The sequence below is a fragment of the Paenibacillus sp. FSL P4-0127 genome (assembly GCF_038007325.1).
Lineage (GTDB): Bacteria > Bacillota > Bacilli > Paenibacillales > Paenibacillaceae > Fontibacillus > Fontibacillus macerans.
The window spans coordinates 3,043,421-3,062,595 of sequence record NZ_JBBOWY010000001.1; the positions used below are offsets into that span (position 1 = coordinate 3,043,421).

The 19,175-nt window shown below is 54.2% G+C and carries 19 protein-coding genes; 11 read left to right on the forward strand and 8 right to left on the reverse strand.

Translation table 11 applies throughout. The features are described 5' to 3' along the window. Positions 1 to 5: 5 nt before the first annotated feature. The 4 genes from NYE74_RS13590 (at position 6) to NYE74_RS13605 (ending at position 3,518) form a co-directional block, all read left to right on the forward strand. The gene (locus tag NYE74_RS13590) at positions 6 to 1,886 is read left to right on the forward strand and encodes an oxidoreductase (protein WP_036621119.1); all 1,881 of its coding nucleotides are present in this window, start codon (positions 6 to 8) and stop codon (positions 1,884 to 1,886) included. Positions 1,887 to 1,923: 37 nt separating this feature from the next. Next, positions 1,924 to 2,415 (forward strand): PTS sugar transporter subunit IIA, encoded by a 492-nt coding sequence (locus NYE74_RS13595; protein WP_036621121.1) that lies wholly within the window; start codon positions 1,924 to 1,926, stop codon positions 2,413 to 2,415. 366 nt (positions 2,416 to 2,781) lie between these two features. Then, positions 2,782 to 3,168 carry a TIM-barrel domain-containing protein gene (locus tag NYE74_RS13600; RefSeq protein ID WP_227872829.1) on the forward strand — a complete coding sequence of 129 codons (387 nt, stop codon included), beginning with the start codon at positions 2,782 to 2,784 and terminating at the stop codon, positions 3,166 to 3,168. After that, on the forward strand, positions 3,132 to 3,518 hold the full coding sequence (locus NYE74_RS13605) for a hypothetical protein (RefSeq protein WP_036621126.1): 387 nt from the start codon (positions 3,132 to 3,134) through the stop codon (positions 3,516 to 3,518). Before NYE74_RS13600 ends, NYE74_RS13605 begins: the two co-directional genes overlap by 37 nt. Positions 3,519 to 3,981: 463 nt before the next feature. Here NYE74_RS13605 and NYE74_RS13610 read toward each other — a convergent pair whose 3' ends face one another. Further along, complete coding sequence (locus NYE74_RS13610) at positions 3,982 to 4,890, reverse strand: ArsR/SmtB family transcription factor (protein WP_036621129.1); 909 nt, start codon at positions 4,888 to 4,890, stop codon at positions 3,982 to 3,984. Between the two features lie 187 nt (positions 4,891 to 5,077). Between NYE74_RS13610 and NYE74_RS13615 the strand changes: the two genes are divergently transcribed. Both NYE74_RS13615 and NYE74_RS13620 read left to right on the forward strand, forming a co-directional pair. Further along, the gene (locus tag NYE74_RS13615) at positions 5,078 to 6,571 is read left to right on the forward strand and encodes an alpha-N-arabinofuranosidase (protein WP_036621131.1); all 1,494 of its coding nucleotides are present in this window, start codon (positions 5,078 to 5,080) and stop codon (positions 6,569 to 6,571) included. Positions 6,572 to 6,583: 12 nt separating this feature from the next. Beyond that, positions 6,584 to 6,853, forward strand: coding sequence for a DUF6171 family protein (locus NYE74_RS13620; protein WP_036621134.1), 270 nt, complete (start codon positions 6,584 to 6,586; stop codon positions 6,851 to 6,853). Positions 6,854 to 6,950: 97 nt separating this feature from the next. Here NYE74_RS13620 and pelA read toward each other — a convergent pair whose 3' ends face one another. The 3 genes from pelA to NYE74_RS13635 form a co-directional block, all read right to left on the reverse strand. Further along, positions 6,951 to 7,919 carry a pectate lyase gene (gene pelA, locus NYE74_RS13625; protein ID WP_036621137.1) on the reverse strand — a complete coding sequence of 323 codons (969 nt, stop codon included), beginning with the start codon at positions 7,917 to 7,919 and terminating at the stop codon, positions 6,951 to 6,953. Positions 7,920 to 8,049: 130 nt separating this feature from the next. Next, the gene (locus NYE74_RS13630) at positions 8,050 to 8,577 is read right to left on the reverse strand and encodes a methylated-DNA--[protein]-cysteine S-methyltransferase (protein ID WP_341004861.1); all 528 of its coding nucleotides are present in this window, start codon (positions 8,575 to 8,577) and stop codon (positions 8,050 to 8,052) included. A 48-nt stretch (positions 8,578 to 8,625) separates the two neighbouring features. After that, positions 8,626 to 9,189: a bifunctional transcriptional activator/DNA repair enzyme AdaA gene (locus NYE74_RS13635; protein ID WP_411828902.1), complete on the reverse strand. Its 564-nt coding sequence runs from the start codon at positions 9,187 to 9,189 to the stop codon at positions 8,626 to 8,628. Positions 9,190 to 9,395: 206 nt separating this feature from the next. Between NYE74_RS13635 and NYE74_RS13640 the strand changes: the two genes are divergently transcribed. Continuing rightward, complete coding sequence (locus NYE74_RS13640) at positions 9,396 to 10,346, forward strand: DNA-3-methyladenine glycosylase family protein (protein WP_051985352.1); 951 nt, start codon at positions 9,396 to 9,398, stop codon at positions 10,344 to 10,346. 278 nt (positions 10,347 to 10,624) lie between these two features. On the opposite strand, the gene kduD is transcribed toward NYE74_RS13640, so the two are convergent. The 3 genes from kduD to kduI all read right to left on the reverse strand — a co-directional run bounded on the left by kduD (position 10,625) and on the right by kduI (position 13,219). Then, positions 10,625 to 11,377, reverse strand: a complete 753-nt coding sequence (kduD, locus tag NYE74_RS13645; protein ID WP_036621140.1) for a 2-dehydro-3-deoxy-D-gluconate 5-dehydrogenase KduD — start codon at positions 11,375 to 11,377, stop codon at positions 10,625 to 10,627. Between the two features lie 35 nt (positions 11,378 to 11,412). Further along, positions 11,413 to 12,165 carry a DeoR/GlpR family DNA-binding transcription regulator gene (locus NYE74_RS13650; protein WP_036621141.1) on the reverse strand — a complete coding sequence of 251 codons (753 nt, stop codon included), beginning with the start codon at positions 12,163 to 12,165 and terminating at the stop codon, positions 11,413 to 11,415. Positions 12,166 to 12,385: 220 nt separating this feature from the next. Next, on the reverse strand, positions 12,386 to 13,219 hold the full coding sequence (gene kduI, locus NYE74_RS13655; protein WP_036621142.1) for a 5-dehydro-4-deoxy-D-glucuronate isomerase: 834 nt from the start codon (positions 13,217 to 13,219) through the stop codon (positions 12,386 to 12,388). 214 nt (positions 13,220 to 13,433) lie between these two features. Between kduI and NYE74_RS13660 the strand changes: the two genes are divergently transcribed. Together NYE74_RS13660 and NYE74_RS13665 are read left to right on the forward strand one after the other, a co-directional pair. Further along, positions 13,434 to 14,102 carry a bifunctional 2-keto-4-hydroxyglutarate aldolase/2-keto-3-deoxy-6-phosphogluconate aldolase gene (locus NYE74_RS13660; RefSeq protein WP_036621143.1) on the forward strand — a complete coding sequence of 223 codons (669 nt, stop codon included), beginning with the start codon at positions 13,434 to 13,436 and terminating at the stop codon, positions 14,100 to 14,102. Positions 14,103 to 14,365: 263 nt separating this feature from the next. Continuing rightward, positions 14,366 to 15,148: an SDR family NAD(P)-dependent oxidoreductase gene (locus NYE74_RS13665; protein WP_036621145.1), complete on the forward strand. Its 783-nt coding sequence runs from the start codon at positions 14,366 to 14,368 to the stop codon at positions 15,146 to 15,148. 81 nt (positions 15,149 to 15,229) lie between these two features. Here NYE74_RS13665 and NYE74_RS13670 read toward each other — a convergent pair whose 3' ends face one another. Further along, positions 15,230 to 15,460, reverse strand: a complete 231-nt coding sequence (locus NYE74_RS13670; RefSeq protein WP_051985353.1) for a hypothetical protein — start codon at positions 15,458 to 15,460, stop codon at positions 15,230 to 15,232. A gap of 302 nt (positions 15,461 to 15,762) precedes the next feature. On the opposite strand from NYE74_RS13670, the gene NYE74_RS13675 reads away from it, so the two are divergent. Both NYE74_RS13675 and NYE74_RS13680 read left to right on the forward strand, forming a co-directional pair. Beyond that, complete coding sequence (locus tag NYE74_RS13675) at positions 15,763 to 17,358, forward strand: response regulator (protein WP_341004862.1); 1,596 nt, start codon at positions 15,763 to 15,765, stop codon at positions 17,356 to 17,358. 9 nt (positions 17,359 to 17,367) lie between these two features. Beyond that, positions 17,368 to 19,137, forward strand: coding sequence for a cache domain-containing sensor histidine kinase (locus NYE74_RS13680; protein WP_124332492.1), 1,770 nt, complete (start codon positions 17,368 to 17,370; stop codon positions 19,135 to 19,137). Positions 19,138 to 19,175 lie beyond the last annotated feature (38 nt).

Below are 19,175 nucleotides of genomic sequence, written 5' to 3' on the forward strand. Positions count from 1 at the left end.
TACGGATGAAATTTCCCAACCTATTCAAGCCGATCCGCATTAAAAACGTAGTGTTCCACAACCGGATTATCGCCACCCCAGCGGGGCCTTACCATGATAAAGCGATCGGCGGCGCCGGCGTGATCATTACCGGCAGCGTCAATGTCAGCCGTAAAAGAGCGAGCTATTCCCGGCCGGACGAGCCCTACGCCTTTGATAAATACCAGATGGAAGCAACGCGAAACCGCGTCATTGTCGCCCATCAGGCCGGGGCAAAGGCTTCCCTCGAGCTGATCCATTCGGGCCAATACGCGCGCGTGGACGATTACGCGATCGGCCCGGTCGATCTGGTCAGAGCGGACGGCACCATCGTAAAAGCGATGGACGAGCAAATGATGGACGAGGTGGCGAACGACTGGGCGGAAACCGCGAAAAGGGCCAAGGAAACCGGCTTCGATCTGGTCATGCTGCATTTTGCCCACGGCTGGCTGCCGGCTGAATTTCTCTCCCCGCTGTTCAATAAACGCACGGACGAATATGGCGGTTCTTTTGAAAACCGGATCAAGTTCCCGAAAATGATCATCGACCGGGTTCGTAAGGCGGTCGGCCCTGATTTTGTCGTGGACATGCGGATCAGTGCCTCCGAAATCGTCGACGGTTCGATCGAATTCAAGGACGTGCTGGAGTTTATCAAAATTGTCGAAGACAAACTCGATATGGTGCATATTTCGGCGGGCCTGGACATCAATTACGAAGGCAATGTGCACATGGCTCCGACGATTTTTAAAGAGCATATGCCCAACGTGGAATGGGCCGCCGAAGTAAAGCGGAACGTCAAGATTCCCGTGGCCGTCGTCGGCGCGATTATGAGCCCGGCCGAAGCGGAATCGATTATCGCCGCGGGCAAGGCCGATTTCGTGGCCCTGGGACGCCCGCTGATCGCCGATCCGTTCTGGCCGCAGAAAGCCAAGGAAGGCCGAGACGAAGATATCGTCCCCTGCCTGCGCTGCCAGTACTGCTACCATATTTCCACGGAGCGGAAAAATGTCGGCTGCTCGGTCAATCCGCGCTATACCCGTTACGACCTGGTTCCTTTGGAGCTGCCAAAAGCGAAACAGCGCAAGAAAGTCGTTATTATCGGCGGTGGCCCGGCCGGCATGAAAGCCGCTTTGGTGGCGGACGAGCGGGGGCATGAGGTTATTTTGCTGGAAAAGCAGGATTCGCTTGGCGGGGCGCTGCGGTATGCCGAATACGAAGAGTTGAAAATCGATTTATACAATTACATGAATTATCTGATCACCCAGATTAAAAAGTCAGGCGTCAAGGTGCAGTTGGGGGTGGAGGCTACGCCGGAGCGGGTTAAAGAGCTGTCCCCGGACGCGATTATTATCGCCGTTGGCGCGGTGCCGTTTACGCCTCCGATTAAAGGGGTGAACCAAAGCCATGTGCTCGGAGCGCTGGACGTATATACCCGAATGGATGAGGTAGGGCAGGAGGTCGTACTGATCGGCGGCGGTTCGACCGGCTGCGAGCTCGGTATCGAGCTGGCGCGGCACGGCAAAAACGTGACGATCATGGAAGCGGGAGACTTGCTGGCGAAAAACGGCAATATTCTGTATCGCGTTGCTTTAAGACAAGCGATGGACAAACAAACAACGCTGCATGTCAAAATGAATGTCCGGATCGGGGAGATCGCCCCGGATGGCGTGATTTACGAGGAGAACGGCGAGCGCAAACTTCATAAGGCCCAGACGGTTATTCTCTCGACGGGGATGCGAACGAATCCGCAGCTCATCGACTCCTTTTACAATATTGTCCCGGACACCTTCATCATCGGCGACGCCAACAAGCCGAGAAACGTGATGGACGCGACCAGAGAAGGTTATTTTATCGCCAAAAATCTGTAAATCTGTAAATCTGTAAATCTGATATCGGAGGCAGAGTATGTTTGGTTGGAAAAAGAAGAAGGCCGTGGAGCAGATTCTGGAAGTTTTAGCTCCGCTGCCAGGCAAGGTTCTCCCCCTTGCAGAGGTGCCTGACGAAGCGTTTGCCGGCGGACTGATGGGAGAAGGCATTGCGATTCAACCTGTGGAAGGGAAGGTGACCGCTCCGTTTGCCGGCAAGGTGGTTCACGTGATGGAAAAAAGCAAACACGCCGTCATGCTTGAACACGAATCCGGCGCGCAAATTTTGATTCATGTTGGAATGAATACCGTCGCCCTGAAAGGTGAAGGCTTTACGGCCCACGTGAACTCCGGCGATTCCGTTGCACAAGGGCAACTGCTGCTGGAATTCAATATCCCCGCGATTGAGCAGGCAGGCTACACGGTCATTACGCCGGTCATTGTCCCGGCGGGCCAGGAGCATATTAAGCGGATTGAGGTTGCGGAAGGCCAGACAGACGGACAGCAGGGTGTTATACGGATTTATTATTAGAACTTTGCTCCATTAGGGCGGCTGCTTCATTGACTTTAGTCAGGGTGCAGCCGTTGTTCCATGTGATTCGCCCGAAACGAGTAACGGTAAAAAATGGTCTTATTTTCAGCGGAACTGCGGTTTGACAGCCGGCTGCTGGAACGGCCAACGTCGGCCTTCAAAATAGCGGAACTTTATGTACTTATTATCCAGAGCCAGCAGATTCATCCCCATTAGCGGAATTTTTTATCCTTATTTACCTATAAATGGTCCAGGACGCGGGCATTTCTTTGCGATTCGAAAAAATAGGACCATAAAATTCCTTTATTCCCCTCAAATGGGCGAATTTCGCCCAAATAACGCCATTTTTTTACCGCCTTCGGGCTGTTGTCGTCGCATAGCCGGCTGCACGGCAGCCAGTCCTACCGGGTACCGTGGCTGTTCGACGAGGAAGCCGTGGACGTGCTTCGTCACTTTACGCAACTGAAGGACACGCTCATGCCGTATATTTACGGCGCCTCCGTAGAGGCGACCAAAACGGGCGTGCCGGTCATGCGCGCGATGGTGCTGGAGTTTACGGGCGACCCGGCCTGCGAAACGCTCGACCGCCAGTACATGTTGGGCGATTCGCTGTTGGTCGCTCCGATCTTCAACAGTGAAGGAATCGCCAAGTATTACTTGCCGGAAGGGCGCTGGACGAATTACCTGAGCGGCGAGGTAAGGAGAGCGGACGTTGGGTGGAGGAGCGGCACGATTATTTCAGCCTGCCGCTGATGGTCCGCCCCGGCAGCTTGATCGCGGTGGGCGCGAACCGGGAGCGTCCGGATTATGATTACGTGGACGGTGCCCGACTGCACCTGTTTGAGCTGGAGGACGGCCGCGAGACGACGGCCCGGGTGTACAACCCGCAAGGCGAGCAGGAACTCGAGGTGTGCGTGCAGCGGCAGGGCGAAGCCTTGACGGTGAGCCGGGTGCGCGGGGCGGCGGGCAAGCCTTGGGAGTTGGTGCTGCGCGGCATTTCGGAAGTAGCCTCGGTGGAAGGTGGCACGGCGGCTGCCGGCGAGCAGGGCGTGCGGATTGTTCCGCAGGCGGGAAGCGGTGAAATAAGCATAACCTTGGCTTAAGCCGAAGGTTGGTGCTAAAGTGAAACTTGATCAGACTGGGACATAAAGCAAACCGGTCCAGATTATTTCAAGGAGGCGGAGCGGGCGGGGAATAGCGGTAAAAAATGGTCTTATTTTGAGCAAACCGCAATTTGGGGAAGAATAGCGGAACTTTTTACCGCTATTGGTGGACAACTAGGGCAGCAATAGGGCAATGGGCCGTTTCACTGAGAAATAGCGCCCTAAATTACCTCTATTCCTGATAAATAGCCAAATCGATCACAATAACGCCCTCTAATACCGCTATTTTACCGCCGCGGCCCGTGTTCCTGCCAAGCCAGCATGTCAGAATGGCCCCCATCTACTTGCCTTTCAATCCAGCATGTCAGACTGCCCTCGTCCACTTATTTTTTGCCGGCTCTCACGGCTGTGGACTGGGCCGCCTCGGAAGACAGCGTTATTCCGCGTTCCCCTTCCCCTCTCCTCAAGCATCCGCATATACCAACTCCACCACCAGATGCTCATCATAGTTGCCGAAGCCTTTGCCGAATAACGTTACCCCGCCCTGATGTTGGGCATCGTCTTCCACGGAGATCCTTAGCGTCCATTGCTTGCGCCGGATATCGACGTCGTTCAGTGTAACGCCGGATAGCTTAACGCCATCCATATAAGTCCCCTCATCCGTGACGCGCAACTGCTTCAACAGCCCGTACTGGTTCGTATATTGCGGCCACCAATCGGGGGTAAATCTTCCCCGCTGATCGCCGTAATCTCCCGGACTCGTCCAAGTTCCGAGCTTGACCTCATTTAGGGCAAACGTAATGTCGGACGGATAGTTGTTGTTGACGCCGGGCGCTTCCGAGGCGATTTCCATCATGATCAAGAGCTCGCGGGGCCGCTGGCTCGACAGCAGGAAATTCGGGCATTTGTATTCGATATAGCCTTTGCCGAACCACAGGATGGCGGCATGGATCCGTTCCTGATCCCAGAAATACCGGGGATCGTCAAAGCTCCCTATGATATGGCTGGTCGTGGCCAGACCGCAGGTAGGCTCGATATGGAAATCGGCGTAATGACCGATCGGGATTTCGGTCCGATGGCTTTGGCGGTTTGCGGTTTGTTCGGCCGGAAAAAGGATCTCGAGCGAAGTGGCGGCCAGGGAGCAGATTTTTTGCAGCCCGCTTTTGCCCGGAGCCATTTGCGTGGCGATCAGGCCCGCTTCGCTAAGCTTGCGCACGTGCATGGTCATGATGGCGCTGGATAAGTGGACGGCGCCGGCCAGTTCCTTCACGTTCATCGGCCGCTCGGCCAATAAACGCAAAATATGCAGCCGCACGGGGCTGGCTAACGCTTCGTAAACGGGCAAAGATTTTTCCGTTAGATCGAGTTTCATCGTGTTTCCGCCCTTTTCGATTTGATTAATAAGTATATTACTTAAAAGTCGGATGGTTTACAATACTCAAAATGAATTGGGTGATTTTCCCGGAATATGATTGACGTTGGTTGCAATGTGCGATTATAATGAGTTTGTAGTATATAAATTAATTAACATAAATATTAATCAAGGAGTGAAACGACCGATGACGCTGAAGGGTGTACTTAACGCCGATGTGGGGCAAGGAACGATCAACCGGAACATTTACGGCCATTTTTCCGAGCATTTGGGCAGATGCATTTATGAAGGGATTTGGGTCGGGGAGGACTCGCCGATTCCAAATACGAATGGGATACGCAGCGATGTTGTGGAAGCGCTTAAAAACATTAAAATCCCGGTGCTGCGCTGGCCGGGAGGCTGTTTTGCCGATGAATACCATTGGAAGGACGGAATCGGCCCGCGCGCAGACAGAAAGCGGATGGTCAACACCCACTGGGGCGGGGTCGTAGAAAACAATCATTTCGGCACCCATGAATTCATGGAGTTGTGCCGCCAGTTGGAATGCGAGCCTTATATCAACGGCAACGTAGGCAGCGGAACCGTTCAAGAGATGTCGGAATGGGTGGAATATTTGACGTTCGGCGGCGAATCCCCAATGTCGCTGCTGCGTGCGGAGAACGGGCGGGAAGAGCCGTGGAAAGTGACCTACTTCGGGGTCGGCAACGAAAACTGGGGCTGCGGCGGAAACATGCGTCCGGAATATTACGCCGACGTATATCGGCGTTATCAGACATACGTGCGCAACTACGGCGACAACAAAATTCACCGGATTGCCTGCGGGCCGAATTCGGACGATTACAACTGGACGGAAGTCTTGATGCGGGAAGCGGCCCGGTTCATGGATTCGCTTACGTTGCATTACTACACGGTCCCTGGGGAATGGCAGAATAAAGGTCCGGCCACGGGGTTTGCGGAGCGCGAATGGTTCACGACGCTGCGGAAAACGCTGCACATGGACGAGTTGATCACCCGCCACAGCGTTATCATGGATAAATACGATCCGGAGCGGCGGGTCGGGCTGATCGTGGACGAGTGGGGCACCTGGTACGACGTGGAGCCGGGCACGAATCCCGGATTTTTGTACCAGCAGAACACGATTCGCGATGCGCTGGTCGCCGGACTTACGCTGAACATCTTCCATAAACATCATCAGCGCGTGCGCATGGCCAACATTGCCCAAACCGTGAATGTATTGCAGGCGGTGATCCTGACCGAAGGGGAAAAAATGATCCTGACCCCGACGTACCACGTCTTCGACATGTACAAGGTGCATCAGGACGCCGAATTCCTGGACCTGACGCTGGACGCCGGAAGCCTCAGCTTCGATGGGGAGGAAATTCCCGCGGTGTCCGCCACGGCCTCAAGGGACAGCCAAGACAAAATCCATATCAGCTTGTGCAATCTGAGCCATCTTGACTCAAATGAAGTGATTCTGGATATCCGCGGGTTGGCGGGGCAAAAGCTGTCCGTCGCCGGGACGACGCTGACCGGGGACAAGATCGATGCGCACAACACGTTTGCCGCGCCGGACAACGTCAAGCCGCAGCCGTTCTCCGGTTTTGCGCTGCAGGACGGCCTGCTCACGGTCACGCTGCCGCCGATGTCGGTCACTACGCTGGAACTTACGGCGGAAAGCTAAGGAGCGCTCAAAATGGCGGGAGAAACGGCGGAATGCAAAGGCTGCCGGGAGGAATACAAGGTGACCGAGGCGCAAATCGCCCGCATTTTGGCGTCGCCGATGTTCGCTTCGGAGCATTGCGTGCCCGATGAGGTTTATGAACAGCGGCTCCGGGCCTGCGGCGCCTGCCCTAAATTCGAGAACGGCACGACCTGCCGGGTTTGCGGCTGCATCGTTCCGGTCGTCGCTAAGCTGAAGGAGCGTACTTGCCCCATGCCGGGAGGCGGAAGGTGGCCGGAGTAAGAGCGAACTGAGAAGTTTTCGGAGCGAATTGGGTCGCTTTACAGTAAAAGAGCTTATGCCAGCGCTGGCATAAGCTCTTTTACTTATAATAATTCGATTAATTCACCAGACTCGAAGGCCAGTTGCCGTACCAAGCATATCCGGTTCTTCTCTCTTGCTCAATATCGCTGAGCTTGTACTTCACTACGCCATCACGCCCTACAAAGATAGGTTTGTTCGTACCGATCTCGTAAAAGCGGGCCCAGATCGGAGCCGTTACACTGGGGTCGTCCACAACGATCACATCATCGCCCGTCTTTACTATTCGGATTCCGGTAATCTTAACGGCTCTAAACCAATTTTCCGCAGCTTGAATTGAAGCCTTAATTTGTGTGGTGGAAGGTCTGGTTTTTAAGAATTTTACAATACCAACACTTTCACTGGCGGTAAGAGAAGGAACTTCGTATGCTCTTGCCCCTGCCGGTTTTAGCGTGGCTGAGTCATGCTGTTGTCCCCAAACGGTCAGCTTTCCGTTAGCGACAACCTGAGTATTTAACAAACAGTCCACGCCTTTTGCAACAGCGGATTTGCTGCGATTGGCCAAAGAGCTGTCTACGAAGGAAAAGTCGCCTTTCTTGTTGGCAACTTCGTCAAGCAGAATCATGACATTGACCATGGCATTGTCATTGTAAGTAATGTGTTTATGATAACCCGAGCTTTGGTAAATCTGCGGCCATCCGCCGTTGGCGTATTGCATGTTTAATAAGAAATTGATTCCTTTGATAGCTGCGGCGGAATATTTGCTGTCTTTGGTTTTGGCATACTCAGCCGCTAGTCTTCTTATTTCCGTATACGTGGCCTTGTTGTCAATCGTGGACTTCGCCCACTCCCCGCTGGTTACTTTGTAATCCTTTTTCCAGCCGCCATCGGCCTGCTGGTTTTTCAGAATGTCCGAGATGCTCGCAGTGGTTCCGCTGGCATCGGCGGCGAATACGGTTGCGGAAGGCAGCGACAATCCGCCGAAAATCGTCAAAACCAGTGCTAAGGCCAATACCAAGGATACGTTGCTTGCTTTTGTTTTTAACATCACACATCTCCTTTAATATGAAAGTTTGGCAGATATGTTGAGCATCCCTCCCTCAAGTTCCATGTATTGTATGCGTTTACATTATGTGACTCCATTATAATAAACAAAGAATAATATGTCTATCATTGATTTATTTGTAAAATGTTTGTTTTTCTAACGCAAGCAATCTGGTTTTCATCTCCAGGCCGCCGCGGTAGCCGGTGAGCGCGCCGTTTTTGCCGAGGACCCGGTGGCAGGGGACGGTCACGAGCAGCGGGTTGGCCCTGATCGCCGCGCCGACGGCCCGCACTGCGGACGGTTTGCGGATCTGTTGCGCAATGTCCGAATAGGAGCGGGTTTGGCCGAACGGAATGGCGCACAGAGCCTCCCATACGGCAAGCTGAAACGGGGTTCCCTGCAGGTCGAAAGGGACGGTAAAATGCTGCCGCCGGCCGTGGAAATACTCCGTCAGCTCGGCCGCATACGGCTTCATCCTGCCTTCGTCCCGGACGAGCGGGCTGCCGGGGAAGCGGCGTCCGGCCCACGCCTCCAAATCGGCAAAAGGCCAGGCCGGGGAACCGACATATGCTAACCCTTTCTCCGTTGCGCAGATATATAAGTTCCAATCCTGATCGGTAAGCTGCGACCAGAATAAGGTTTGGACTTGGGTTGTTTTCATATTGGTAAGGCACCTCCAAAAGTGATAGATCGCTGTAGTTCCCGGCGCTCAACGCATTTGCGATTTTCGATATTCCGCAGGCGTAAGTCCGGTTGTTTTTTTAAACAAGGTGATGAAATAAGCCGGGCTGCCGATGCCGACATCCAGGGCTATGTCCGCCACGGTTCGCCGCGAATGGAGCAGCGCCTGCTTGGCCTGATTGATTCTGCGCTGCTGGATATATTCTCCCGGCGTCATCCGTTTGACGCGTTTAAAAGTCCGCTGCAAATGGAAGGGGCTTCCGTGGCACATGTCGGCCAGCGTTTCCAGCGTCAGCTTCTCCTGGTAATGCGCATCAATGTAATCGGCGATCTGCTCCACCCATTCCGTGTCGGGCAGCGGCCAGCCCTCCGGCTTGCAGCGTTTGCACGGACGAAACCCGGCGGCTTTGGCCTGCTCGGCACCAGCGAATATGCGCACGTTCTCCCGCTTGGGCGGCTTCGATTTGCACGATGGCCGGCAAAAAATCCCCGTACTGGCTACCGCGTAAAAAAAACTTCCGTCATACGCGGCATCGTTATGGATAATCGCCTGCCACTGCTCTTCGCTCCCGGCGTCACGTTTTGCATGGATATGTTCACATTCCTCGCTAAAGGTCGGATATTGGCCTCGCGCCATAAGCTCACCTCCACATTCAGTATACCTTTGCCTCCCGGACCAAGCCATGCTTTTCGAATGGAAAAGCAAGATAACGAAATGATAGGATCGCGGATCATGTTAAAACTATAAATGAAGAAGCGGACGCTAGGAGCGGACGCCAAAGTGAGGGAGTTGGGTAGATGAATAACCGATTTTATCCGGGGAAGCCGGACGCGGTTTGGGAAGATCAGGGGCATATGCTGAGGCTGCCGGTTCCCGAGGAATTCAGTTTTGCCGAAAATATGAAGTATTTGTCGCGTTCGTCCAATGAGTGTCTGTTGCGCATCGGCGATCAGCGGGTGTATAAAGCCATCCCGCTGGAAAACGGAGAAATTCCCGTCGTAGAGATCAGCGCGGACGGGAACGATGCGCTGGCGGTCCGCTTTCTCGGCGGTACGGCGCCATCCCGGAAGCGGGATCGCGAAGAGGTGGTCCGCTATGTCAGAGATTGGTTCGATTTGGATACGGATTTACGGCCGTTTTATGAGCTGGCGAAAGAGGATGCGCTGCTGCGTGGAGCGGTGGAATCATTTTACGGTTTGCGCAATATGGGAATTCCGGATTTGTTCGAAGCCATAGCCTGGGGGATTATCGGCCAGCAGATCAATCTGGCTTTTGCCTACACCTTAAAGCGCCGCCTTGTTGAGCAGTTCGGGCGGTCCGTGGATTGTGAGGGAGAACGGTACCTTGTATTTCCTTCCGCCGGGGACATCGCCGCTTTAAACGTTCAGGATCTGGAGGGAGTCCGCATGACCCTGAAAAAATCCGAATACCTGATCGGGACGGCCCGTCTGATCGCTGCGGGAGAATTGACGAAGGAAGGGCTGCGGGCGGCAGGCGGGATCAAGGAAGCGGAGAAACGGCTTGTCGGCATCCGCGGGATCGGACCGTGGACGGCCAATTACGTGCTGATGCGCTGCCTCAGAATGCCGGACGCTTTTCCGGTTGACGATGTCGGTTTGCATAACGCGGTCAAGCATGTGCTTGGAATGGACCGGAAGCCGGCCAGAAAGGAGCTTTTGGCATGGGCGGAAGGCTGGAAAAAATGGGAGTCGTATGCGACCTTCTACTTGTGGAGAGTGCTGTATTAGCATTTGATAATTACCGGCGAGTATGGAAGCAGACAGCCGCCGTGAAAGATATCCGGAGCTGCCTGCAGGTGATTTCCGTTTAAGTGCGAGTTCAAAAAGTTGGGTTTTCAGGACCGAAGCTAATGCTTCCGAAGTGCGTTTTTTCAAAACGCTTGAGTTGAAAGAAGCTAGGGACGAAAGTAGCGGAGCGTAGACAGATCTACGTGAGTCAAATGTTTCCGAAGGAAACATGCTTCGGAAGCATCCGCTTGGAAGGCCCAGCTGAATTCAAGATAAAATTATCTGGCCATCCAGCCGCCGTCGACGCACAAAATGTGCCCGTTGAGATAGTCCGAAGCGGCTGAGGCCAGGAACACGGCCGGGCCTTTCACGTCGTCCGGCGTACCCCAGCGGCCGGCGGGAATGCGGTCCGTAATCGAAGCCTTGCGGTTCTCGTCGGCGCGGATCGGCGCCGTGTTGTCCGTAGCCATGTAGCCGGGAGCGATCCCGTTCACTTGAACGCCGCTCTCCGCCCACTCGTTGGCGAACGCTTTGGTCAGTCCGGCCACGCCATGCTTGCTGGCCGTATAGCCGGGAACGTTGATCCCGCCTTGGTAGGAGAGCATCGAGCAAATGTTGATGATTTTGCCGCTGCCTCTTTCGATCATATGGCGGCCGGCGATCTGCGACAGCAGGAACACGGTGTTCAGGTTGATGTTAATGACGTCGAACCAGTCTTTTTCGCTGTGGTCTTTGGCCGGCGTGCGGCGGATAATTCCGGCATTGTTGACGAGAATGTCGATATGTCCGGTGAGCCCCAGCGCTTCGTCAAACGTCTCCTGCAGCTTGCTGTGATCGCTCAAATCAACGATGATTTCCGCACCCTTTCTGCCGAACGCTTTAATTTTCTCAACCGTTTCCGCGCTGGAGCCTAATGAAGCGCTGACGACGTCGGCTCCCGCTTCGGCCAATCCTGCGGCGATTCCCTGGCCGAGACCGCCGGCCGCCCCCGTAACTAAAGCCGTCTTCCCCGTTAAATCAAACCATTTCATGAAAAATACACTCCTTATCATTTCAATTTTCCGTTTCAATGCTCGATAATGACCCCGGTATGTTCATACTTGCGCGCCGTGTCGGCGCTAAGTCCGCCGTCGGTAATGATCCGCGACAGTTCTTTGAGCGCGGCGAACGTGCGCAGCGCCGTTTGTCCGAATTTTTGATGGTTCATGACGGCGATCGTCTCGCGGGCCGTTTCGATCATAGCGCGCTTGAGGCCGATCAGATCGCCGGTATAAATCGACAGCCCATGTTCCGGATGGATTCCTGTCGCCGAGATAAACGCTTTTTGAATGTTCAGCTGCTTGACGTAAGCCGCCGCCTCCGGGCCGGCCAGCATGTTGCGGACCCGGTAGCCGCCCGGAACAACGAGGCGGATTTGGTCTTTGGCGGCAAGTTCGCCGATAATATATACATCGTTGGTAATGACGGTCAGCGGGCGGTTGTCGAGCCGGCGGGCGATTTCCAGCGTGGTGCTGCCTCCGTCCAGGGCGATAATGTCGTCCGCTTCGATATGAAGCAGCGCTTTGCGCGCGATGTCGGCTTTCTCCTCCGCATGCTTGGCCAAAGGCTCCCGGGAGGGCAGTATCCCGAATTGGTCCCCTTGCGCTAGCACCGCCCCGCCATGTACGCGGACCAGCAGGCCCTGCTCCTCCAGTTTGGCGAGATCTTCACGGATCGTCTTGCCGGTAACCCCCAAAGTTTCGCTTAATTCCGCTACCGTAACCTCCTTGTTCGTTAGCAGAATCTCCATGATTTTCTCGTACCGCCGTATCTGACTCATCGTATAGCTTCACTCTTCCGTTAAGGTTTTGCTTTCTAAAATAAGAGTTCAAAAAGTCAGGTTTTCAGCACCGAGAAGGTTGAATGAAGCAGGGACTGAGTAGCGGAGCGTAGGATAACCTACGTGAGCAACGGAAGGCCCAGCTGAATTCAAGATTCGATGTCGATTAAGCTTCTTGATCAGCTTCGTGATCAAAAGATGACTTTTTGAACAACCTTTCTTATTTTAAATCTTTCATTGCCACGGCGTCCATGTCCCCGTAAGCTTTGTTGTCGCCGGCCATGCCCCAGATAAACGTATAATTGCTTGTACCGACGCCGCTATGGATCGACCAGCTCGGCGAAATGACGGCCTGTTCGTTACGCATCACGATATGGCGGGTTTCGTCGGGCGCGCCCATCAGATGAACCACAATGGAGTCCTCCGGCAGATCGAAATACATATAAGCTTCCATTCGGCGAGGATGCACGTGGGCCGGCATGGTGTTCCACATGTTGCCCGTCTTGAGCTGGGTCATCCCCATCACAAGCTGGGAGCTTTGAATGCCGTTTTCGTGAATCAGACGATGGATCGTCCGTTCGTTGGAATTTTCGATCGAACCTAGCGCGGCCGATTCCGCCTCGTCCAAAGTCGTTTTGGCTGTCGGAAATTCCTTGTGGGCCGGAGCGGAATTCAAATAGAATTTCGCCGGCTTCGCTGCGTCCTTGCTCTTAAAAATAACTTCCCGCGATCCTTTGCCCACATACAGGCAGTCCTTGGTGTCCAATTCGTATTCGGTGCCGTCCACCACGATCGATCCCGGCCCGCCGACGTTAATGGCGCCAAGCTCGCGCCGCTCCAGGAAATAGGATACGCCCAGCTCCTTAAGATCGGTTTCAAGCTTCACCTCGCCATTTACCGGCGCGGCCCCGCCGACGATCAGGCGATCCTCGTGCGTGAGCACCAATTCAAGCTTATCCGGCGTAAACAGTCTCGGAATCAAAAATTCCTGGCGCAGCCGGGCCGTATCGAACTGTTTCACTTCATTCGGATGAGAGGCATAACGACGTTCCATTTTTCTATCGTCTCCTTTTTTCGTTTGTTTGGGTGTATAATGTTCATATAGGTTCATATTAATCCCATTTAGGTTCGTTTGGCAAGTGTCATTTGTCACACCAATTCCCGCGATCCAGGAGAGCCGAAATTGAACGGCAAAGCGTATGACGTGGAATTGAGATTCGTTTTAGATTACATTTATCTTAGAACATATACAGAAAAGAGGAATTCCCATGAAAAAGCTGCAGCTCGTACAAAAAATCGTAGAGGAAGGCGTTGTCGCGGTTTTGCGCGGCGAGACGCCGGAGGAAGTCGTGTTAATGGCCGAACAGGCGATTGCCGGGGGCATCAAAGTGATTGAAATTACGATGACGATCCCGTTCGCCTTGCAGGCGATCGAGCAACTGGCCCGTAAATACTCCTGGGATGCGAAGGAGGCGGCGAATTATGCGATTATCGGCGTCGGTACGGTGCTCGACCCCGAGACGGCGCGGGCGGCTATTTTGAGCGGCGCTCAATTTGTCGTCGGGCCGTCGCTGAACCGCGACACGGTGCTGCTGTGCAACCGCTATCGCATCCCGGTCATGCCCGGCTGCATGACGATCAAGGAAATCCAGGAGGCGCTGGAGCTGGGGGCGGACATCGTCAAGCTGTTCCCGGGCAACCTGTATAATCCTTCGATGATCAAGGCGATCAAAGGGCCTCTGCCGCAGGCCAACATCATGCCGACCGGCGGTGTAACGCTGGACAATTTGGGCGAGTGGATCAAAGCTGGCGCGGTGGCCGTCGGCATCGGCTCCGATTTGACGAACGAAGCGGTGAAGCAGCGCAATTTATCGCTGATCGCCAAAAAGGCCGCGGCGTACAAGGAAGAATATTTGAAAGCCAAGGGATTGAAATAACTTTCGCGATAAATATAACACCGGCTGTGACCGTTAGAATTTGAAAACGGCGATATTGAAGCAAATAGCGGCTGTGGCAACCGTTAGAATGTGGTGGCGAGAAATTGTATCTTGGCGGATTTAATGCAACGCTAGTGGCATTTTGAACGAATTCTATTGGATTTTTCCAATGTGAGGTGGAGGGATGTAGTTAGGACGGCCTTGGCAGCCGAGAGATATCTGGCTTAATCAGCAACAATATTTGTATTTAGGAGGAATGCGGCATGGATTTGGGACTGAAGGGAAAGCGGGCGATCATCACGGGCGGCAGCAAAGGCATCGGCCTGGCTACGGCCTTGACGCTCGCCGGCGAAGGGGCGCAGGTGGCCCTTGTAGCCCGCGGGCTTGAGGCACTGAAGGAAGCGGAAGCTAAACTGATGGAACAAACGGGAGTCAAGCCGCTTATCCTGCAGGCGGACGTCTCCTCGGAATCCGAGGCGCGCCGGGCGGTGGAGCGGGCGGCGGAGCAGTTCGGCGGCATCGATATTTTGGTGAATAACGCCGGAACTTCGGCTGCGCAGCCCTTCGAACAGGTGGATTCGGAAGCGTGGGGAGCCGACCTTCATCTGAAGCTGTTCGGGGCGGTGAACTTCGCCCGGGCGGCCATCCCTCATATGCGAAAGAGCGGGAGCGGCGCGATCCTCAACGTCACCGCGATCAGCGGCAAAACGCCCGGCGCCTCTTCGCTGCCCACCTCGGTCAGCCGGGCGGCCGGGCTCGCCTTAACGAAGGCGATGAGCAAGGATTTGGCGCGCGACAACATTCGCGTCAACGCCGTTTGCATCGGCCTCATCCGCAGCGATCAGATCGAGCGGAAATGGAAGGCGACGGCTCCGGAGCTTACCTGGGAGCAATTTGCCGCCGATCCCCGCTTCGGCATCCCGCTTGGCCGCATCGGCCGGGCGGAGGAGGCGGCGAAGGTGATCGCCTTCTTGGTTTCCGATGCCGCGTCGTATGTTACAGGCACGGCGGTCAACATCGACGGAGGTTCCGCGGCGGTGCTGTAGCGCGGGCGGCGCGTCAACGCAGGTGAATGGGGTCTTGAAACCTATCTATAGCGGTCCTGTCCGGAAAAGGCGGGACCGCTTTTACTTCTTTACTGTTGAAAAATAAACTTTGGCGAACCGCAAGGCGGGAATTCGCTTCATCCCTTCCGTTCCCAAAGCGCTGCCCACCGTGCCAAGCAATGCGCTCGCGGTAGCCAGTTTAATCAGGTAGTAAAGTCCGGTCCCGGCGATTAAATCCAGGATGATAAAATTCCGGATCGTAGACGCCTTGATCGTTACAAATATAAAGGGGCGATGTTTCGTTTCGGCCATGTGATTTTTCCACCTTTTCCGTAGTGTAAGAAACAGTATTCGCTGTTCATATATATTGATTGTTTGGTTTGTACCATGCGTGTAACCTGCAAGCCCCGTGCGGACTAAACCGCTTGGCGGCCTGTTTGTGCATGCCGGGCTGCAAGGAACTTAAAAAATAGCACATGGAGCTTAAAAAACAGCGGTAAGCTGAGAAAGCCCGCATGTTAAAGTTAAGTGACGAAGCTGTATAATGGAAGACACGTAATCGTTTCAGTTCGTTTGAGCTCGGTGTTATACCCTTGTGATGGGAGGAATGCGGCATGAAGATCAGGGTCTTATTGGCGGACGACGAGCCGGTCATATTGCGCGGGCTAAAAAAACTGATAGATTGGGAAAAACTAGGGTTTTCGATGATCGGAGAGGCCAATGACGGCAACGAACTGAGACAATTGCTGCGCGAATGCCGCCCGGATCTGATCATCAGCGATATCAGCATGCCGGGCTGCAGCGGTATCGACATTATCCGCGAGATCCATGAACAATCCCTGCAGGTAAAAGTCGTTTTCATTAGCGCATACCAGGAGTTTGTTTATGCCCGGCAGGCGATTCAATACGGCGCCGTAGACTATTTGGTCAAGCCGGTGAACAAAGCGCATTTGGAAAGCGTCGTCGGCAAGGCGGCGGCGCTGATCCGCGAGGAAAACGAAGGCGAGCGGGCCAGGAAAAAGCTGACCCATTATGAGCGGAAACAACGCACCGTGACGATCGAAGAGTTGCTGGACGGCTTGATGGACGGGGACAAGCGGGCAGCTTCCGAATTAACCCGCATGGGCGCGGTGGCGCTGAGCCGGCATACGAGCATCTGTTTGCTGGAGCCGGATGAAACGATGGGAAGCGCCTCCCGCTGGGAAGAACGGGAGCGGAAGCTGGTCCATTTCGCCCTGCACAACATAATCAAAGAAACGATCGAGCCCGGCGGCAACGGCTTGATGTTCCATAAAGACGGAAGGTTCGGGATCTTGATCCAGCATGAACACGCGGACGAGCCGCGTAAGTTGGCGTACGACCTGCACGGGAAGATCAACGCTTTCCTCAAATTGCCGGTTTCCCTGGGAATAGGCCGGCCGGTATGCGGCATCGAGGCGGCCTCCGATTCCTACCGCGCCGCATTGAAAGCGCTTAACCAAAAATATTTCACCGGCCTTAACCGGGTGAACGAGACGGATGAAACCGCGGTGGATCGCCCGGAAGAGTTATGCAGCATCGCCGAGCTGGAGGAGAACATAGCCAAGGCGCTGATGTCGCAGAACAGGGAGGAACTGCATGCGGCGGCGAACCGGCTTCTTGCGGCGATTGAGCGGCGGGCGGCGGGCGGTAAGCAACTGGCGGTGATGAGCGTGTACAATGCGATCCAACTGCTGGATCAGCATATGGCAAAAATCGGCATCCAGTTAAGCGCATCAGGCCACGATCCCAACGCGTTGTTGGTCAGACTGTCGGGGTATGCGGCTTATGAAGGCGTAAAGAAGGAGTTTGCGGCGATCGTGGAGCGTGCCTGCGAACAGATCGTCTATAAGTTGGCAAACAAAGAAATCGCTGAGCTGCGCCGGGTCAAAACGTATATAGAGGAGCATTACGCCGAAAACATCACGCTGGAGTCCATGGCCGCTATGATTTATATGAACCCGTACTACTTCAGCAGCTTTTTCAAAAAACATACCGGAAAAAATTTCAAGCAGTATTTGACGGAGGAACGGATGAAGCATGCGCTCCGCTTGCTATTGGAGACAGACCTGATGATCTATGAAATCGCCGAACGCGTCGGCTACAACAACGCCCGCCATTTCAGCGACATGTTCAAGAAGATGTACGGCAAGCTGCCGCAGGAATACCGGCAATCCGCCGGCGTGGAATAGGAGAGGCGGATGCGCTTAAGGAGATCCAAATTCACCAGTATCTTCGTCAAGTTCGCGGGAGCGTTCATCCTGGCCGGGCTCGTGCCGCTGTTTGCGTTAAGCCTTTTCTCGGTGAACACGTTTACGGGCTATGTGGAGCGGTATACCGCCGGAAATTTGCAGCAGATGGTCATGTACATGAGCTACAACCTAAACGCCGCGTTTAACCAATACAACGAAGTGTCGAAGCTGATGTATACCGGCAAATACGAAGGTTTCATCGAAAGCTCCACCCAAAACCAGACCTATAATGTCAACGAACTGGAACAAATCAACAATATTCCGATCGATTCGTTTCTAAAGACGTTGCTGTACAGCGACAATTACATCAGCAGCGTGTATTTTGTCCGGGAGCGGGACGGGAAGCTGTTTTATCAGGAAAAAGAAAACCGGGGGATGGAAGCGGAGCTGCTGCCCTATAAAGCATGGGTTGAGCAAATGCGCGCCAATCCTTCCAAAGTCGCGATCTTCCCTACGCATACAGACGATTATTACGCGGCATCGGACCGCAAAGTGTTTACCATCGGCCGCAGCCTGATCGATATATCCGGCAAAGTGACGGCCGAGCCTAAAATCGTCGGCACGTTGTTCCTGGACGTGGACGCCGCGATTTTCGATCAGTATTTTAAGGAGCTTCATCTGCGGGAGCAAGACGAATTGGTTCTGCTGGACGGGGACGGCAACGTATATTTCAGCAATCGGGGGGAGGAGGCCCGTTCGCCTGAGGAACAGGGTAAGCCCGAGCCGGATGAAGGAATGATGGTGATCTCGGAACCGATCCCGTTTCTGAACGGCAACCTTACCGCGCGGATTCACCGCGCCTCGTTGTTTGAGCAGCTGCTGTCGGTGCGAATGACCGTGTTTATCGCCATCGGGCTGTGTGCATTTGCGCTTGTCGTGATGGGCGCCTGGTTCTCTAAGCGTTTGTCCGCGCCGATCCTCATGCTGATGAAGCAAATGGCCAAGGTCGAATCGGGAAACCTCGATTCGCGGGTGGAGATTCGCAGCAACGACGAGCTCGGCAGGCTCAGCCACAGCTTCAACCGGATGGTCGACCGTTTGAGGGCGTACATCGACGAAGCTTACGTGGCCCAGATCAAACAGAAGCAGACGGAATTAAACGCATTGAAAAGCCAAATCCGGCCGCATTTTTTGTACAACACCCTTGAGGTGATTCGGATGAGCGCGGTGGACAAAGACGACCATGAAGTGGCCGACATGATTCTCTCGCTGTCCAATCAACTCAAATACGTCATCGATTACGGCGAGGAGAAAGTCAGCATCCGCAGCGAGCTGGACAATATTAAAGACTATTTTTACATTATTTCGGTCCGCTACGATCAGCGGTTTGAGTTCAATTGCCATGTGGCTCCGGAAGTGGATTTGAATTGGCACATCTTAAAGCTCTCCCTGCAGCCGATCGTCGAGAACGCCATCCAACATGGGTTAAAGCAGCAAGGGAGAGGTACGGTCGGGCTTACCGTCGCAAGACGCGAGCGGACCATTGTCATCACGGTTTACGATGACGGCGCCGGAATGAGTTCCGATACGCTGATGCGTTTGAACCGCGCGCTGAACGATCCTGAAGCTCCCGGCAAAAACGTCGGGCTCAAAAACGTGCACGAACGGATCAAATCGGTATTCGGCGAAACCTATGGGATCGTCATCAATAGCCGGGAGCATCTCGGCACCTCGATTGTACTTACCTTTCCCATTGTAGAGGAAACGGTACCTTCTTAAAAACAACGCATGTCGAACTTAAAAAAGTTCATTCAGCC

What these genes read in the sequence shown, in the direction of transcription:
- NYE74_RS13590 (WP_036621119.1), top strand. Translation starts at nt 6, where the DNA reads ATGAAATTTCCCAACCTATTCAAGCCGATCCGCATTAAAAACGTAGTG.
- NYE74_RS13595 (WP_036621121.1), top strand. Translation starts at nt 1,924, where the DNA reads ATGTTTGGTTGGAAAAAGAAGAAGGCCGTGGAGCAGATTCTGGAAGTT.
- NYE74_RS13610 (WP_036621129.1), bottom strand. Translation starts at nt 4,890, where the DNA reads ATGAAACTCGATCTAACGGAAAAATCTTTGCCCGTTTACGAAGCGTTA.
- NYE74_RS13615 (WP_036621131.1), top strand. Translation starts at nt 5,078, where the DNA reads ATGACGCTGAAGGGTGTACTTAACGCCGATGTGGGGCAAGGAACGATC.
- NYE74_RS13620 (WP_036621134.1), top strand. Translation starts at nt 6,584, where the DNA reads ATGGCGGGAGAAACGGCGGAATGCAAAGGCTGCCGGGAGGAATACAAG.
- pelA (WP_036621137.1), bottom strand. Translation starts at nt 7,919, where the DNA reads ATGTTAAAAACAAAAGCAAGCAACGTATCCTTGGTATTGGCCTTAGCA.
- NYE74_RS13630 (WP_341004861.1), bottom strand. Translation starts at nt 8,577, where the DNA reads ATGAAAACAACCCAAGTCCAAACCTTATTCTGGTCGCAGCTTACCGAT.
- NYE74_RS13640 (WP_051985352.1), top strand. Translation starts at nt 9,396, where the DNA reads ATGAATAACCGATTTTATCCGGGGAAGCCGGACGCGGTTTGGGAAGAT.
- kduD (WP_036621140.1), bottom strand. Translation starts at nt 11,377, where the DNA reads ATGAAATGGTTTGATTTAACGGGGAAGACGGCTTTAGTTACGGGGGCG.
- NYE74_RS13650 (WP_036621141.1), bottom strand. Translation starts at nt 12,165, where the DNA reads ATGAGTCAGATACGGCGGTACGAGAAAATCATGGAGATTCTGCTAACG.
- kduI (WP_036621142.1), bottom strand. Translation starts at nt 13,219, where the DNA reads ATGGAACGTCGTTATGCCTCTCATCCGAATGAAGTGAAACAGTTCGAT.
- NYE74_RS13660 (WP_036621143.1), top strand. Translation starts at nt 13,434, where the DNA reads ATGAAAAAGCTGCAGCTCGTACAAAAAATCGTAGAGGAAGGCGTTGTC.
- NYE74_RS13665 (WP_036621145.1), top strand. Translation starts at nt 14,366, where the DNA reads ATGGATTTGGGACTGAAGGGAAAGCGGGCGATCATCACGGGCGGCAGC.
- NYE74_RS13670 (WP_051985353.1), bottom strand. Translation starts at nt 15,460, where the DNA reads ATGGCCGAAACGAAACATCGCCCCTTTATATTTGTAACGATCAAGGCG.
- NYE74_RS13675 (WP_341004862.1), top strand. Translation starts at nt 15,763, where the DNA reads ATGAAGATCAGGGTCTTATTGGCGGACGACGAGCCGGTCATATTGCGC.
- NYE74_RS13680 (WP_124332492.1), top strand. Translation starts at nt 17,368, where the DNA reads ATGCGCTTAAGGAGATCCAAATTCACCAGTATCTTCGTCAAGTTCGCG.